We start from the raw sequence: 16525 nt of genomic DNA, 5'->3' as shown, positions 1-16525 counted from the left end.
AATAGCTTCTTAATAAAAAATCCCGCTTCTGCGGGATTTATTATTTTATGGTGCTTTGTCTGCGCTCTTTCGCATTACTGCCTACTGAGACTGCGACTGAAAACTACTCCTTAGATGCCAGGTAACGCTCAGCATCGAGAGCTGCCATACAGCCCGTTCCTGCAGCGGTGATGGCCTGGCGATAAACATGGTCAGCCGCATCGCCCGCTACGAATACACCTTCAACATTTGTTTTTGAAGTTCCTGGATTGTTGATGATGTAACCGGTTTCGTCGAGTGTAATGTAGTCTTTGAAAATGTCGGTGTTCGGTTTATGGCCAATGGCTACAAAAAACCCTGTGGCAGGGATAATTTTTTCTTCTTTAGCATTTTTATCAATCACTTTTACCTGGTTCACCACTTGTCCGTCGCCGCAAACTTCCAGGGTTTCGGTGTTGAACATGATTTCGATATTTTCGGTTTTCATGACACGTTCTGCCATAATCTTTGACGCACGGAAATTTTCACTTCTGACGAGCATAGTCACTTTTTTACATAGTTTGGAAAGGTAATGCGCTTCTTCACAGGCAGAATCCCCTGCTCCAACGATGACCACTTCCTGATTGCGGTAGAAGAATCCGTCGCAAACGGCACAGGCTGAAACTCCACCACCTGTATTGAGGTAATGCTGCTCAGACGGTAACCCGAGGTATTTCGCGGAAGCGCCGGTTGAAATGATGACGGTATCAGCGTGAAGTTCGATGACATCATTGACCCAAACCTTGTGTACAGGCCCTGAGAAATCCACTTTAGTTACCCAGCCATCACGGATATCGGATCCAAAACGTTTCGCCTGCTCCTGCAACTCGACCATCATTTCAGGTCCGGTGATACCTTTCGGATAACCCGGAAAATTCTCCACTTCATTAGTTGTTGTCAACTGGCCGCCCGGCTGCATCCCCTGGTATAACACAGGAAACATATTCGCTCTTGCTGCATAAATCGCAGCGGTATAACCTGCAGGGCCGGAGCCAATAATCAGGCATTTTATTCTTTCGATAGTATCAGACATGGTATTAGCTTGTTTTTTAGCATGGCAAAATTAAGGCTAAATTGTCGATTTACTCCAAACGAGTTATCAAGAATTGTTATGAAGTTATAAAGAGTTTCGGTACTGGATCATATCGTTTTAATGTCCATAATCTTTTGCTCAAAACTGTCCCTGAAGCTGGATTTGCTTTTGATGCGCGTCTTGTATGTATAAATGGTCGATACGGAGAGTTCCATGAAATCGGCAATCTGGTTGCCATCCTGGATTCCGAGCCGGAAGAGTGCAAATATCCTCATTTCGGTATTGAGTAATTCCCCTTTTTTGATCTGGGTCCGGCTTTCGGGTGGGAATAATTCGTTGAAATCGTTTACGTAGGTCGGAAACAGCTTCAGAAAGACCTCATCGAACTGCCGGAACAGGTTTTCGCGTTCTTCTTTTACATTATAGCGTTTGAGGGCCGCGATGACTTCGGTGGTTTTCTTGGCAATGATATTGTGGATGGTACTTTTCTGGATATGGTCAATCTTATTAATGAAATCGGAAGTCGCCTTAATAAAATAGGCAATATATTCCTGCTTGATGATATTGGCTTCACCAAGATTTTTGTTCATATCCTGCAATTGTGTGTAAGAAGCTGCCATAGCTTTCCGGGCCGCATTTTTTTCCTTAAGCTGCTTGAATATGATTACAAGGAATACGATGATGATGATTGCGAGAAGCGTGAGCAGTATTACGATTTTCTCAAGGCGGTCATTCTGATCCTTTACTTTGTTAAGCTGTGCTTTTTCAATAATCGGAAGGATGGTCGAAATTTCAATTTTGCGGTGGCGCGCATCATAAAACGTAGCATCGTCCATAGCAAGGTTGATGTATCGGTTGGCTTTTTCGAGATAGCCCAGTTTGAATAATTCATTGGCCACATTGCGCAGCGCAACGGTTTCCTTAGTGGCATTTTTGATATCGGCAATGGCTGCAAGGGCGAGGTATTCAATGGCTTTTTCGGTAAATCCCCGTTCAGAATAAATATAGCCGAGGCTGGAAGTTGCAATACCATAATACCCGGCAGGCAAATCGAAATTATTGATCCAGTAGCTAAAAGCAAACTCGGCGCCCTTCCAATCCTGCTGCTTCATGCGTTTTAAGCTTTCAGTTGCCCAGTATTTATTGGTATTCGGCTTAACCAAAGCCAATGCTTCCTGAAGGTTCTGGTTGCCTAACTGCACGTAATGGATGTTGTAACGCTGGTCTTTGTTATAATCTGCCAAATCGTAATAAGCACGGGCTTTGATAGAATAAAGGTCAAATTTTCCATCCTGTTTCAGGCGATTCACATCAACACTGTTTAAAGTATCGATAGCTTCTTTAAATAGCCCGGAAGATAAAAGCACAAAACCTTCCTTAATTCTGGTTCTTGCAATAAAATCAGGGTTTTTCAGGATAAATGCACGCGACTTTGCCTGTTCCAGATAGTAATAGGCAGAATCGTATTTGAAGGATTTGTATTCTTCCAGTAAAGCCATGTAACAATGATAAAGGCTTGTATTGTCCTGGCTTAAGGTGTACTTGCCCACATTTCTTTTCAGCTCCCTTATTTTTGAATACTTCTTCTTCATGTAGTATTCTTTTTTCAAAAGGGTTTTATCGAGTTGCTGCATAATCGAATCTATTCCGGATGCCGAAACCGAAATTGTAAAAAACAGGAAAAATACAGGCAAGTGTAATCGTGGATTTTTGAGTTGCATCAGAGCGTTTCAACTTGTTTGTTAACCAAATTGCAATTATTGCTTAAATATAAGATATAATTTTATTTTCAATAAAAAAGCTTGGCAAAAAATATCCATTTCAAAAAAAAAGATACATATAATTTTGATTTTCACATTCATATATTCAAAAATCAAGATGTTATTCATCTAAACAAGGCCTTGATTTTTAAATATTTATAATCAAATTAAGTCACTGTTATTCAAGTATTTATATTTCAAATAATAGAAAAATCATCTTGATTTTAAGCACACCTTTTTATTTTGATTTATAGAAGATTTAGTTTCGTTTAACTAATTTTTAACGAATCAATAATCACTAAAAAACCAAATTATGAGGATGAAAAGTATCTATGGATTGCTCGCTATTTTTCTGCTGTGCATTGGCTGTACACAGGATGATGACGGCAGCCACGTTGACCCCATTACGCTATATGAGAAAGTAAGTGGTGACTGGGGGCTCATGAGCCTTAAAATGGTCGATGAATTTGCAAAGGCAAATGCCATTGAGCCTAATGAACAGAATATCAGCACGCTGTTCAATTATGAAAATTTTCAGTTGCACCTGAATGTTGACGACAAAATGAGACCCACTACTTATGAAGTAGCCGGCGATGTTCCCGCATTGTTTGCACTTTCGGGATATTGGAACCTGAGTACCGACTTCCAGCCTACGAATTCCGGCAGTATTATGATCTATCTCTACAGTGACGCGGCAAAAACGCAGCTTACCGATGAATTGAAGCTGACATCAGTACCGGGAAGCAATGACGAAATGGAAATACAGCTTATCCGCAAATCAGGCGGAACGCCCTTCATTTCCTATCAGTTTAAACTAAATGCGCTTTGATTATGAAAAAAATGATACACATCCTTTTACTGGCCGTCGCTTTGTTACCGGGTTCCATGAATGCCCAGGATGCTGCCGGCCCGATCAACAAGATTTCTTCCTATCCTGTGGTTTATAAATACAACGAGGAAGTAACATGGTATTTTGACCTTTCTACGACTACATTTGCCGAAAATGAAGACGTTTACCTTTGGATCTGGTCCCCATCTGAACCTGATGCGGGAAATTGGGGAAACTCCTCGGAATTTGCCAAACTCCATTATGAAGGCAACATGGTCTGGAGCAAGACCCTCACCCCAACGGATTATTTTTCGATGACTCCCGAAGCCATTGCAGGCAGTGCAGGATTCTGGCTTCGCTTGAAAGACAAAACCGGAAGCAAGCAGTCAGATGTTGCCAATATCGCTTACACCGATTTTTCATCGTTTTACACTGCCAACGAATTGATTCGTCCGTATCCCCTGCATCCTACACTGGAAGGTGGTTTAAGCATCCTCTTTAATGCGAATATGGCTCCGGGATTTGAGGGTGCTACCAGCGTTCATATGCACAGCGGCCTGAACAATTGGGCTATTCTTCAGGAATACCAGGCGTGGCTTCCTGAAATTGTGGAAAAAACCAAGCTTAAGGATTTGGGCGGCGGTTTCTATCGAATGGATCTGGTTCCGAAAACCTATTACAATGCGCCGGACGGATTTATCATGGAAAATATTGTTTTCCTGATGGTCAAAGACAGTTGGGCCGGTACCATTCCGGACCAGATTATTTATGCTGCCGAATATGTTGCGCCACCGCCACCGGAATTCAGGTATTTTCCGCTGCAAATCAGCAAGAAGGATTTCCTGGGCATCATCAGGAAAAACAACGAACCCGGAATCAATAAGCTTATTTACACCATCACTGCCGGAAGTACGACAATAAATGGTGAATTCATGGGTGGAGTCAATGAAATCAAAGGCTTTATAAACCTCCCTACAGCATTGCAAAATGTCGATGTCAATACCATCCATGTTTTGGTAAAAGACAACCAGAACCACACGATTTCAGATACGGACATTCCATTGAAAACCCTGGACTAGCGTTTCAAGACCAATTAAAACAAAAAACTGATGAACAATAAACATATAAAAACACGCCCGTCTCAGGTATGGGCCAATCTTGTGATGGTGTTGATGGGGCTCCTCTTTTCAGCATCCATTTATGCACAGGAAAAGAAACTCATCTCCGGTACGGTTTATGACAGCAACGGAATCTCTTTACCAGGCGCGTCAATTACCGAAAATGGCTCTACAAATGGTACGATGACTGATGCCGATGGAAAATTTTCGCTACAGGTGACCGCAGGAAATACTATAAAAGTATCGTCTGTCGGATTTGTAACCCAAACACTGACAATCGATGCTTCAACCGGCAGCGGACTGCGTTTCGACCTTAAGGAAGACCAAACGACGCTGGAAACCGTGGAAGTGGTCTCAGTCGGGTATGGTACTATGCGGAAATCTGACCTGACAGGTGCTATCACCAGCCTTTCGGCAAAAGATCTTGTGAAAGGGACCATCGTCTCCACAGAACAGATCCTCCAGGGAAAAGTAGCCGGGTTGGTCGTCATGCGCGGCACCGGTGACCCAAGCAGCGGTTCTTCATTAAGACTTCGTGGCGGAACTTCACTGACTGCCAGCAATAATCCGCTGATTGTAGTAGATGGAATTCCGGGTGTCGATATCAATTCAGTACAGGCTTCGGATATTAAATCTGTTGATGTATTGAAAGATGCTTCGGCTACTGCAATTTACGGGTCAAGAGGTGCCAATGGCGTCATCATCATCACCACCAAAGGCGGCTCCAAAGGGCTTTCAGTAGTTTATAATGGTTTTACAGGTGTGAGCCACGCTTCAAACCATATCGACATGCTTTCTGCTAACCAATGGCGCAATTACGTACGCGACAATGCACTGACCGATGCCGTTGATTATGGCGGAAACACAGATTGGCAGGATGAACTCGAACAGACGGCCGTAACGCAATCACATACGTTAAACATCACTTCGGGAAAAGAAGAAAGCGGATTACGTGCTTCGGTTTCCTATCTTGACAGCGAAGGAATCGTAAAAACAACCAACCTGAACCGTCTTGCCGTTAATGCCAGTACTTATCAATATGCCTGGGATAAGGCTTTAAAATTTGACGTCGGTGTGTATGCTAACATTGACAAATGGCATCCGTTGGATTACCGCATCTTCGAGCGCGCCTTTAACCTGAATCCTACGATTCCGGTGCGAACCGCAACTGGGGAATTTTCATCTGTAGGCGGGACACTTTATGAAAATCCGGTGGAAATCCTGACCAACAGGACTTCTGACAGCGAACGCCACAGGGTTTTAGGTTATTTTAAAACGGAAGCGAAGATATTCAACAATTTTCAGGCTGTCGCCAATCTTTCGATGGAACACAACGCTATGAAAGGCGGCATTTACAAACCGACTTATGCCGTGCTTGAAGGCCAGACTGAAGACGGTTACGGACAACGTATCTACGGCGATTACACCAATGCACAACTCGAAACGTACCTGAATTACAATAAAATTTCAGGCAAACACAGCATTAATGCCATGGCAGGATATTCCTTCCTTGAAAACATTTATGAAGGATTTGGCGCGCAACGCAGCGGATTCACCACCGATTTATTTGATTACAATAATCTGGGTGCCGGACAGGATTACCGTTTGGGTGATGTGTATTCTTATAAAGGAAAATCAAGATTGGTTTCGTTTTTCGGGCGTGCGAATTATTCTTATGACGGAAAGTATATGTTTACGGGAACAATCCGTCGTGATGGCTCCAGCCGTTTCGGGGCGAATAATAAATGGGGCGTTTTCCCATCGGTTTCGGCGGCATGGCGTATTGCCGGTGAAGATTTCATGAAACCGACTGAAAACTGGCTGACAAACCTGAAAATCCGTGCAGGTTATGGTGTTACCGGAAACCAGGATGGCATCGGTGAATACAAATCGCTTTCTATTTTAGGCGTAGGCCAGGACAGCTATTATGATCCGGCAACAGGAAACTGGAGTCTGGCTTATTCACCGACACAGAATCCGAATCCGGATTTGAAATGGGAATCGACTGCACAATTCAACGTTGGGATTGATTTCAGCCTTTTCAACCGCATCAACGGAACGTTTGAATGGTATTCCAAAACAACCAAGGATTTATTATATACCTATGAAGTGCCGCAGCCGCCGTACTTAGTCGGGACGATGCTGGCCAACGTTGGCGAATTGTCAAACAAGGGAATCGAACTCACGCTGAACGCAAACGTGATGAAACACAACGATTTCAGCTGGGATGCAAACCTGACTTTAGCGCACAATAAGCAAAAAATCGAAAAGCTTTCAAACGATACTTATGAGACCGATGTGATTTACAGCGGCTCACTACACGGGCTTTCAGGCATGTCAAACCAATATTCACAGATTATCGCGGAGGGCTATCCGGTCGGGACTTTCTGGGGATATCAATACCAGGGACTGGATGAAAATGGGGAGTTTATCTTAAGCACAGAAAAACAGGCTATCGGCAATGTACAACCTGATCTTACCATGGGAATCGGGATGAATTTCACTTACAAGGATTTCGATTTAGGATTTACAGGCTACGGTAGTTTCGGCCAAAAGGTATTGAACGCCACCAATATGATGCTTTACGATCCAAACAGGATGCCAGCCTACAATATCCCTGATGATTTCATAGGCAGTGCAATCACTTCTGCGCCAACGTTTTCAAGCTATTGGATAGAAGATGCATCGTTCTTCAGGTTACAGACACTGACCTTAGGCTACACCGTCCCACTGAAAGGAAACCTGCCGAAATTCAGGATTTATGTACTTGGCGAGAACCTTTTTGTCCTGACAAAATACAAAGGCACCGACCCTGAGGTGGACCTTACAGGCCTTTCCACTCCCGGAATCGATCGTTTCAACAACTACCCAAGGCCGACAACCATTTCCGTCGGACTCAATATTTCGCTTAATCATTAACATAAAATTTAGCTCATGAAAATAAATAAGATAGTTCCGTTTGTATTAAGCGCCTGTTTTGCCGTTTCTTGTACCAATCTCGATGAAGATTTGTACGACAGGGTGCAGGACGACGATTTTGGTACCACTCCAAAAGAAATCCAGGCACTTGTAGGTGGCGCGTATTCCTCACTGAGGGGGTTCAGCGATAACATTTCCCACTCCTATCCTACCTGCGAATATGTATTTTTCCTGAATGAAGTGGCCTCAGATGAGGCTACAATCCCAACCCGCGGCACCAACTGGTACGACGGCGGACAATATCAGGAGGCACAAAGGCATACCTGGACTGCGAACAACGGCCTGATGCTGTCAGCATGGCGTTATTGTTATTCCGGGATAGCCAAAGTCAATTCCATTATTTACCAAATCGACAAATCCGGGTTGACTGCTGATGAGAAAGCACCGATTTATGCCGAGTTGAAAGCGATCCGGGCTTATTATTATTACAATTTACTGGACATGTTCGGGAATGTGCCGATCGTAACCAACTTTGAGGATACAGGTCTTCCAGCCAATTCAACCCGCCAGCAGGTGTATGATTTTGTGGAATCTGAACTGCTTGCTGCCATTCCGTATCTGCCTGCTAATGTTGTATATTCTAAGTTTACGAAAAATGTTGCCTATTCCATACTCGCCAGATTATACCTGAATTCCGAGGCTTTCGTAGGCACACCGCGTTGGCAGGATTGCATCAACATGTGCCAGAATGTGACGGGGTACACTTTGGCTTCTGATTATTTTGCCAATTTCGCAACGAACAACCAGACTTCACCTGAAATTATTTTCTCGATTCCTTATGATGGAAATGCGGGTACTTTAGGCAATTACCTATCTTCGATGAGTTGCCATTACCTGCATCGCTTCACGATTTCGCCAACCGGCGATTACCCTTGGAGCGGCAACGGAATCAGTGCACAGCCTGGCGTATTCTCTTCGTTTGACGATGCCGATAAACGCAAAAAAATGATGATTTCAGGTGACCAGATCAGCCTGGCAACCGGTTCGGTCATTATGATGGACAACGGAGAACCACTCACATACACCGAAGAAATTACAAGTGTTGCAGACGCAAAAGAAAATGAAGGCGTGCGTATCGGAAAATATGAAATGCGTGCCGGTGATAAATGGGAACGCGACAATGACTGGGTATTAATCCGCTATTCTGAAATCCTGATGATGCAGGCAGAATGCTATGTCCGTTTGGGTTCACCCGATCTGGCAGCGCCATTCATCCAGCAGATCACTTCGCGTGCAGGCACTGAAATGCCTGCGGTAATTGACCTCGATTTCATCAACAAGGAATTGCTTCGTGAATTTGCTTTTGAAGGCAGGAGGCGTACGGACAACATCCGTTTCGGGACATTCTTCCAACCATGGTGGGAAAAAGGCACTACCGAACCTTACAAAGCCATCTTCCCGATTCCTGCATCGGTATTGTCAACGAATACGAATTTGCATCAAAATCCGGGATATCCAAATTAAACTTTTACCGGCCTTCCACACCGGGCAATTCGTGGGAGGCCGGTTTTTATTTTCAACATAATGAATAAAACAAAAATCTTTTTACTGGCGATTATCGGCACAATTACAACGGCTTGCAGTAGCGATAGTGGTGGTGGTTCAACTGAGCCTGAGCTCGAAATTTTAGCACCTGTGACCATAGCAAAAACCAACAATACCAAAATATATGCGCATTATATGGCATGGTTTGAAACAAATGAAAGCAGCGCCGACAGCAATTGGGGCTATCACTGGACCATGGCCAATAGAAATCCGGACATTGTTGATGCCAATGGAAAAAGGCAGATCGCATCGCATTATTATCCGATGATCGGACCATATCATTCTGGCGATAAGGACGTGATTGAAAATCATTTGCTGATGATGAAATACTCCGGAATCGACGGCATCCTGATTGACTGGTATGGTACATACGACTTGTATGATTACAAAATCATCAAGGATAATACGGAACAGATTATTGCCTTGCTGGACAAAGTAGGACTGGAATATGCGATTGTTTACGAAGACAGGGTTTTAACCAATATTGTGAATGCTGACAAAGCACCATCAGTTACGGCGGCAGCTAAAACGGACATGAACTGGCTGCAAAGCCATTATTTCAATGATTCGAATTACATCAAAATCAAAGATAAGCCATTGCTGATGGATTTCGGCCCGATTACGCTAACCACACCCGATCAATGGGCGACTGCTTTCAGTAATTTAAATCCAAAACCTACTTTCCTGACTTTATGGAATGAATCAGGCGAAGCGGGAAATAATGCTTCAGGTGAGTTTGCATGGGTTTACCAGAATAATACGCACTTAAGCAACTTTTACATGAACAGGCTTCCGGATCTCGATGTTGCTATGGGCGGTGCTTATCCGGGTTTCCATGATTATTACCAGGAAGGTGGTGCGGGCGGTGCTTTGGGATGGGCAATCGATCATAATAACGGAGCCACTTTGGATGCCACGCTATCATTGGCAGAGAATTCAGGTGTAGATTATGTACAGCTGATTACGTGGAATGATTTCGGCGAAGGCACTATGATCGAACCTACAAAGGAATTCGGCTACAGTTATCTCCAAAAGATAAAAGCATTTGCGGGAATCACTTCAGCCGATGTTTTTACCAACATCAGCAAATTATATGATTTACGCAAAACCCATAAAGGCGATGCCGCAATCCAGAAAAAGCTCGACCAGTCATTCTATTATTTCGTTTCCATGCAGGCCGATAAAGCGATTGCCCTGATTGATGGGATTGAATAATTTAACCTAAACAATAATGAAATACAGCATATACAAGCCTTTAGCACTATTTATAATGGCCGTTTTAATGCCGGGCTGCAGTTCCAGGAAAGTGATTTCTGTGCAATCGCCAGATCATAAAAACGAACTTTCCTTCCAGCTCAGCGATAAGGGCCAGCCGCAATATTGGCTGAATACCAGAGGTAAAGCCGTCATAAAGCCGTCATTGATGGGATTTGAATTTGACGGAATTAAAAAAATGACCGAAGATTTCAAGGTCGTTTCCACAGAAAAACATTCCGTCGATGAAAGCTGGGAGCAGCCGTGGGGCGAGTTTAAAAAAGTACGTGACAACCACAATGAATTGATCGTACATCTGGAGGAATCGAACGGCGACAAGCGCAAATTGGATATCATTTTCCGGGTTTTTGACGACGGCATCGGCTTCAGGTATTCTTTTCCGAAGCAACCAAATTTAGGAAAAGTAAAAATCTCCAATGAAGTCACACAATTTACTTTTGAAAATGACAATGAGGTATGGTCAATCCCCGTGCACCGTGACAACAGTTATTATGAAAGCACTTATCGCAAAACGCCTATGAGCCGGACCGATACGATCAATACACCAGCCACTTTTGAAATGAGTGACAATTTATATCTCGCAATACACGAAGCCGATTTAACCGATTTTGCCTCCATGACGTTGTTGAAATCTTCGGCAAACCAATACAAAAGCGAATTGGTGCCGTGGGCTGATGGGGTAAAAGTGTATGCAGAAACACCGTTTAACACCCCATGGCGTACCATTATCATCGGAGAAAAACCGGGCGAACTGGTCACTTCAACTTTAATGCTGAATCTGAATGAACCCTCGAAAATCAAAGACATCTCATGGATTATGCCTTCAAAGTACATGGGGATCTGGTGGGGGATGCACCTTGAAAAATACACCTGGGGTTCCGGTGAAAAACATGGTGCCACGACTGAAAACACAAAAAAATATATCGATTTCGCTGCCGAAAACGGATTCAACGGTGTGCTTGTCGAAGGCTGGAATAAAGGCTGGGACGGCGACTGGACCGCGGATGGCCGTGCTTTCAGTTTTACCGAACCTTATCCGGATTTCGATCTTGCCGATATCAGTGCACATGCAGCCATAAAAAATGTCAGGCTGATTGGGCATCATGAAACTGCCGGCGCTTCAAAACATTATGAAAGCCAGATGGAAAACGCTTTCAGGCTGTATAATAAAATGGGGGTGAATACCGTCAAAACAGGTTATGTAAATAAATACCTGGACAAAAAAGAATGGCATGACAGCCAATATGGCGTAAGGCATTACAGGAAAGTAGTTGAAACCGCTGCAAAATACCACATTATGATTGACAACCACGAACCCGTAAAAGGCACCGGATTGCAACGCACTTACCCAAACCTGATGTCATGGGAAGGCGGACGTGGCCAGGAATACAACGCCTGGTCTGCGGATGGTGGTAATGATACCAACCAGGCAGCTGTATTGCCATTTACAAGAATGCTTTCAGGACCGTTTGATTATACTCCGGGAATTTTCAATTTCGATTATAAAACACCTTCGGGGGCCAGGGTAAAAACGACACTGGCACAACAACTGGCACTGTATGTCGTCTTGTTCAGCCCTTTGCAGATGGCTGCCGACTTACCTGAAAATTATACCGGAAAACCAGCATTCCAGTTTATAAAGGATGTGCCTTGCAATTGGTCTTACACCAAAGTGTTGGATTCCAAAATAGGTGAATTTGCTGTCATGGCCCGTAAAGACCGGGAGGAAAAAAACTGGTATATCGGTGCGGTCACTAATAAAGAAGCCAGGCTGGTTCAAATTTCGCTCGATTTCCTTGATACAGGCAAAAAATACGAAGCAATTTTATACACTGACGGCACCGGAGCGGATTACAAAACCAATCCTTATCCCGTAAATATATCAAGGAAAAATGTTGACCATAACACAAAGCTTGACCTGAATCTTGCACCCGGAGGTGGTGCGGCAGTTGAAATCAGGCTTGTGACGCCATAAATTTAAGTTTCTGTTTGAGTTAGTTAATTGAAATAGCGGGACCTGAGCATCCCGCTATTTTTCCTTTAATAATACTTTTAGCAAAAGTTTTGTGTAAAGAAATTTAATTCTATATTTGCACCGTCTTCGGGGTGTAGCGTAGCCCGGTTATCGCGCCTGCTTTGGGAGCAGGAGGCCGCAGGTTCGAATCCTGCCACCCCGACCATCAAAAGCTGAACTTGTAAAAGTTCAGCTTTTTTGTTTTACGACAGTGCGCCGAAGCTTTGCTTCGAAGCGAACGGACGTAAAACAAAAAAGTGAAAAGCGATAGCTTTTCAACTTTTGATGAGCAGCTTACCCATTCCAGGATCACGAGCGCAGCGAGTAATCCTGTCTAGTCCCCAGCCGCAGCTAAGCTCATTAAAAAAGGTTTTTTCTGCCTTTTCAACTTTTGATGAGCAATTACCCCATTCCAGGATAACGAAGTAATCCTGCGTTCCCAATTTCCAAACAAATATTTGAATAAGAAAGTGAAAAGCGCCAGCTTTTCAACTTTTGATGAGCAACAATCCCACTTCAGGATCATGAGCGTAGCGAATAATCCTGAGATCCTTCCTTTGTCAGGATGACAACGTTGTGAAATGGACTGGACTTCCTTCCTCAGGATGACAACATTGCCGATTGGAAATTATTTGTACTATCGTTAATAAAGACTTGGTACGCGAAATATACACCCGACCGCGTGAGGGATCGCAGCGGAAATCCTTTTTGCCTGTAGTGCAACGGAAGGTAAAAAGATTGAAGCGAAGCGCCCGACCCGCAGGGGCACGCCATAAAAATTAAAATTAACTATCTTTACATATGCCTATCCCATTAAAAATCCTTTCCAGAAAAGACGAAATTACTGCCGACTTCATCAAAATATATGAAGCGCATTTGTCTGAACTATTTGCCGGAAAAGTGAATTACCGCATGTCTTCGTCAAAATTCGCGGAGAAATTGTTCATCCATCCCGGCCATTTGACCAATACCATAAAACTGACCACCGGAAAATCGCCCTGCGACTGGATGGAACATGGCATTCTTGATGAAGCACAACGGCTGCTGCGCGAAACACATTTGCCTATCGCTGAAATTGCGATGGTCTTTGCTTACGATGAACCGACGAATTTTATTAAATTCTTCAAAGGGATGTGTGGGATGACACCGTTACAGTATAGAAAAAGTGTACAGTCCCAATCTCAGTAGGCGCAAACTAAAAAACTGAAGTCTTCACCATTTTTCAACGCAAATCCAAACATAACTTTGCCTTGTAATTAAAAACAAATGATGATGACACAAACTAAAATTGTACTTGTAACCGGCGGCAGCCGCGGACTTGGGAAAAACATGGCTTTGGCTTTGGCCCAAAAAGGAAACGACATTATCCTCACTTATAATAGCAAAGAAGCGGAAGCATTGGAAGTCGTTAAGGAAATCGAAAACATGGGACAAAAAGCGGCAGCTTTACAGCTCAATGTCGCGGATTCCAAATCATTTCCTGTTTTCTTCGAATCGGTTTCCAAAGTTTTGAAGGACAAATTCGCCGCAAGCGGATTCGATTTTCTGGTAAATAATGCGGGCATCGGGCTTCATGTTCCCTTTGCAGAAACCACTGAAGCGCAATTCGATTCTATGGTAAGCATCCACCTGAAAGCTACTTTTTTCATGACACAGCATGCACAAAAACTGATGAATGATGGCGGCGGAATTGTAAACGTTTCTACAGGATTGGCGCGATTTACCTTACCGGGTTATGCCGCTTATGCCACCATGAAAGGCGGCATCGAAACGCTTACGAAATACCTTGCGAAGGAACTGGGCCACAAGAAAATCCGTGTAAACGTGATTGCTCCGGGCGCTATTGAAACCGATTTCGGTGGCGGAAGGGTTCGCGATAATGCGGAACTGAACGCTTTCGTAGCCTCGCAGACCGCACTGGGCCGTGTCGGGTTGCCTGACGATATTGGCGGTGTGGTTGCCTTCCTTTGCTCTGATGAGGCGCGTTGGGTAAATGCGCAGCGTATCGAAGTTTCGGGAGGTTTCTTACTTTAATCATTCTTCATATTGTTTGAATTCCGTAATTTCGCATGATGGAAACAACAGTAACACTCGAAGATTTTTACCACAATACATTAAGCATGCCCGAACAGCACCGCAAAGGCTTCGGGCATTTTAATGTATTCCGCTCTGAAGATTGTTTTTCAGACGGGCGGATGATTGTACGCTACAGCAGGCGCGAATTTTACAAAATCAGTCTGATCCGCGGAAATTACCGCTATCATTATGCCGACAAGAGCTTTGATGTTTCCGGATCGACGCTGATCTTCCACAATCCGCATGTGCCTTACACCTGGGAATTGCTTTCGGGTGAGATCAGCGGGCATTTCTGTATTTTCACAGAGTCGTTTTTTACGGAAAGGTTCAAGGGAAACCCTGCCGACATCCCTATGTTTTCCCCATCAGGCAAACCCGCGTATGCACTTTCTGAAGAAGAAGATGCAGAGGTCACCGCTATTTTCCTGAAAATGAAGTCGGAAATTGATTCAGAGTATGCCTTTAAATATGATTTGCTTTCTACATATATGATGGAATTGGTGCATTTTGCTTTAAAACGGCAACCTACAGAAACGATATACAAACATCCCGATGCCAATTCGCGCATCACTTCGGTTTTTATGGAATTATTGGAGCGCCAATTCCCGATTGAAAGCATTTCGCAGCGTTTTAGCCTGCGATCCGCAAAGGATTTTGCCGGGCAACTTTCTATACATGTGAATCATTTGAACCGTGCCGTTAAAAATACAACCGGAAAAACGACGACAAACCTTATTGCCGAACGCCTTGCAAATGAAGCTAAAGCGCTTTTAAAACACACCAACTGGAATATTTCCGAAATCGGGTATACGCTGGGGTTTGATGAAGCGTCGCATTTCAATAACTTTTTCAGGAAGCAAACCACGCTTACACCTTCTTCTTTCCGAAATGTTTGAATTTTGCAATTTACCGTTTGATTGCGGCAAGTCCTGAGCTTAGCTTCCGGCATAACTTTGCTTCATAATTAAAAACATACTTTATTATGAAGACACAAACTAAAACCTGGTTCATTACCGGAGCGTCAAAAGGATTGGGATTGGAATTGGTACAGCAGCTTCTGGCAAAAGGTGAAAACGTCGCTGCCACCTCAAGGAACAGATCGGAATTGGAAAAAATAATCGCTGACCATGCCAATTTCCTTCCTTTGCAAATGGATCTGGTTAACGAAACCAATGTCAAAACGGCCATCGATGAAACCATCAGCAGGTTTGGACGGATCGATGTTGTCGTAAACAATGCGGGTTATGGATTGCTCGGCGCTGTTGAGGAATTATCCGATGCAGAGGCAAGGCAGAACTTTGATGTGAATGTTTTCGGGACATTAAATGTCATCAGGCAGGCGCTTCCGCAGATGAGGAAACAGCAATCCGGGCAAATTTTCAACGTGTCGTCGATTGGTGGTTATTTGGGTGATTTTCCAGGTTTCGGAATTTACTGTGCCACAAAATTTGCCGTAGTTGGATTTTCTGAAGCGTTGGCGATGGAAGTGAAACCGTTCAACATCAACGTGACATCGGTACTGCCGGGTTATTTCCGCACCAATTTCCTGAATTCGGATTCTTTGGTTACGCCCAAAAATATCATGGCCGATTATAAAACCACGCGCGAATCACAGCAATTCCATCAGGATCAGATGAACAACAACCAGCCCGGAAATCCTGTAAAAGGCGTGAAAGCCATTATCGAAGCGGCTGAAAACCAAAATCCGCCATTGCATTTATTCCTTGGCAGCGACGCTTATGCTTTGGCGAAACAAAAAATGGAAAACATGGGAACCGAACTGGAAAACTGGAAAAAATTGACCGTTTCAACCGATTTCTGACGACCGTAAAACCAATTCATCAACCGCGGACACCACAATCCGCGGTTTATTTATGC

General features: G+C 43.8%; 12 protein-coding genes and 1 tRNA gene. 11 read left to right on the top strand and 2 right to left on the bottom strand.

Going from position 1 to position 16525, the window contains the following annotated elements:
* Nucleotides 1–103 precede the first annotated feature (103 nt).
* Both trxB and HYN49_RS08915 read right to left on the bottom strand, forming a co-directional pair.
* Nucleotides 104–1051, bottom strand: a complete 948-nt coding sequence (gene trxB / locus HYN49_RS08920; RefSeq protein WP_108903789.1) for a thioredoxin-disulfide reductase — start codon at nucleotides 1049–1051, stop codon at nucleotides 104–106.
* Nucleotides 1052–1158: 107 nt separating this feature from the next.
* A complete protein-coding gene (locus tag HYN49_RS08915; RefSeq protein ID WP_245892152.1) occupies nucleotides 1159–2745 on the bottom strand; it encodes a DUF6377 domain-containing protein in 1587 nt (528 codons plus the stop codon).
* Between the two features lie 379 nt (nucleotides 2746–3124).
* On the opposite strand from HYN49_RS08915, the gene HYN49_RS08910 reads away from it, so the two are divergent.
* From HYN49_RS08910 to HYN49_RS08860, 11 genes are all read left to right on the top strand, one after another.
* The gene (locus tag HYN49_RS08910) at nucleotides 3125–3640 is read left to right on the top strand and encodes a DUF5004 domain-containing protein (RefSeq protein WP_108903787.1); all 516 of its coding nucleotides are present in this window, start codon (nucleotides 3125–3127) and stop codon (nucleotides 3638–3640) included.
* Nucleotides 3641–3642: 2 nt separating this feature from the next.
* Entirely contained in the window at nucleotides 3643–4719 is a 1077-nt protein-coding gene (locus HYN49_RS08905) for a hypothetical protein (protein WP_108903786.1), read from the top strand.
* Nucleotides 4720–4749: 30 nt separating this feature from the next.
* On the top strand, nucleotides 4750–7677 hold the full coding sequence (locus HYN49_RS08900; RefSeq protein ID WP_108903785.1) for a SusC/RagA family TonB-linked outer membrane protein: 2928 nt from the start codon (nucleotides 4750–4752) through the stop codon (nucleotides 7675–7677).
* Between the two features lie 15 nt (nucleotides 7678–7692).
* Nucleotides 7693–9201: a RagB/SusD family nutrient uptake outer membrane protein gene (locus tag HYN49_RS08895; RefSeq protein ID WP_108903784.1), complete on the top strand. Its 1509-nt coding sequence runs from the start codon at nucleotides 7693–7695 to the stop codon at nucleotides 9199–9201.
* Nucleotides 9202–9261: 60 nt separating this feature from the next.
* Nucleotides 9262–10497, top strand: coding sequence for a glycoside hydrolase family 71/99-like protein (locus tag HYN49_RS08890; protein WP_108903783.1), 1236 nt, complete (start codon nucleotides 9262–9264; stop codon nucleotides 10495–10497).
* Nucleotides 10498–10513: 16 nt separating this feature from the next.
* Complete coding sequence (locus HYN49_RS08885; protein WP_108903782.1) at nucleotides 10514–12532, top strand: glycoside hydrolase family 97 protein; 2019 nt, start codon at nucleotides 10514–10516, stop codon at nucleotides 12530–12532.
* A gap of 127 nt (nucleotides 12533–12659) precedes the next feature.
* A tRNA-Pro gene (locus HYN49_RS08880) sits at nucleotides 12660–12737 on the top strand.
* Nucleotides 12738–13372: 635 nt separating this feature from the next.
* Nucleotides 13373–13759: a helix-turn-helix domain-containing protein gene (locus tag HYN49_RS08875; RefSeq protein WP_108903781.1), complete on the top strand. Its 387-nt coding sequence runs from the start codon at nucleotides 13373–13375 to the stop codon at nucleotides 13757–13759.
* 81 nt (nucleotides 13760–13840) lie between these two features.
* A complete protein-coding gene (locus HYN49_RS08870) occupies nucleotides 13841–14605 on the top strand; it encodes an SDR family NAD(P)-dependent oxidoreductase (RefSeq protein WP_108905009.1) in 765 nt (254 codons plus the stop codon).
* Between the two features lie 38 nt (nucleotides 14606–14643).
* Nucleotides 14644–15543, top strand: a complete 900-nt coding sequence (locus HYN49_RS08865; protein WP_108905008.1) for a helix-turn-helix domain-containing protein — start codon at nucleotides 14644–14646, stop codon at nucleotides 15541–15543.
* Between the two features lie 86 nt (nucleotides 15544–15629).
* Entirely contained in the window at nucleotides 15630–16469 is an 840-nt protein-coding gene (locus HYN49_RS08860) for an oxidoreductase (protein ID WP_108903780.1), read from the top strand.
* Nucleotides 16470–16525: the final 56 nt, after the last annotated feature.

It is taken from the genome of Flavobacterium pallidum (assembly GCF_003097535.1).
GTDB lineage: Bacteria > Bacteroidota > Bacteroidia > Flavobacteriales > Flavobacteriaceae > Flavobacterium > Flavobacterium pallidum.
This window is presented reverse-complemented; position numbering and strand designations above follow the sequence as displayed.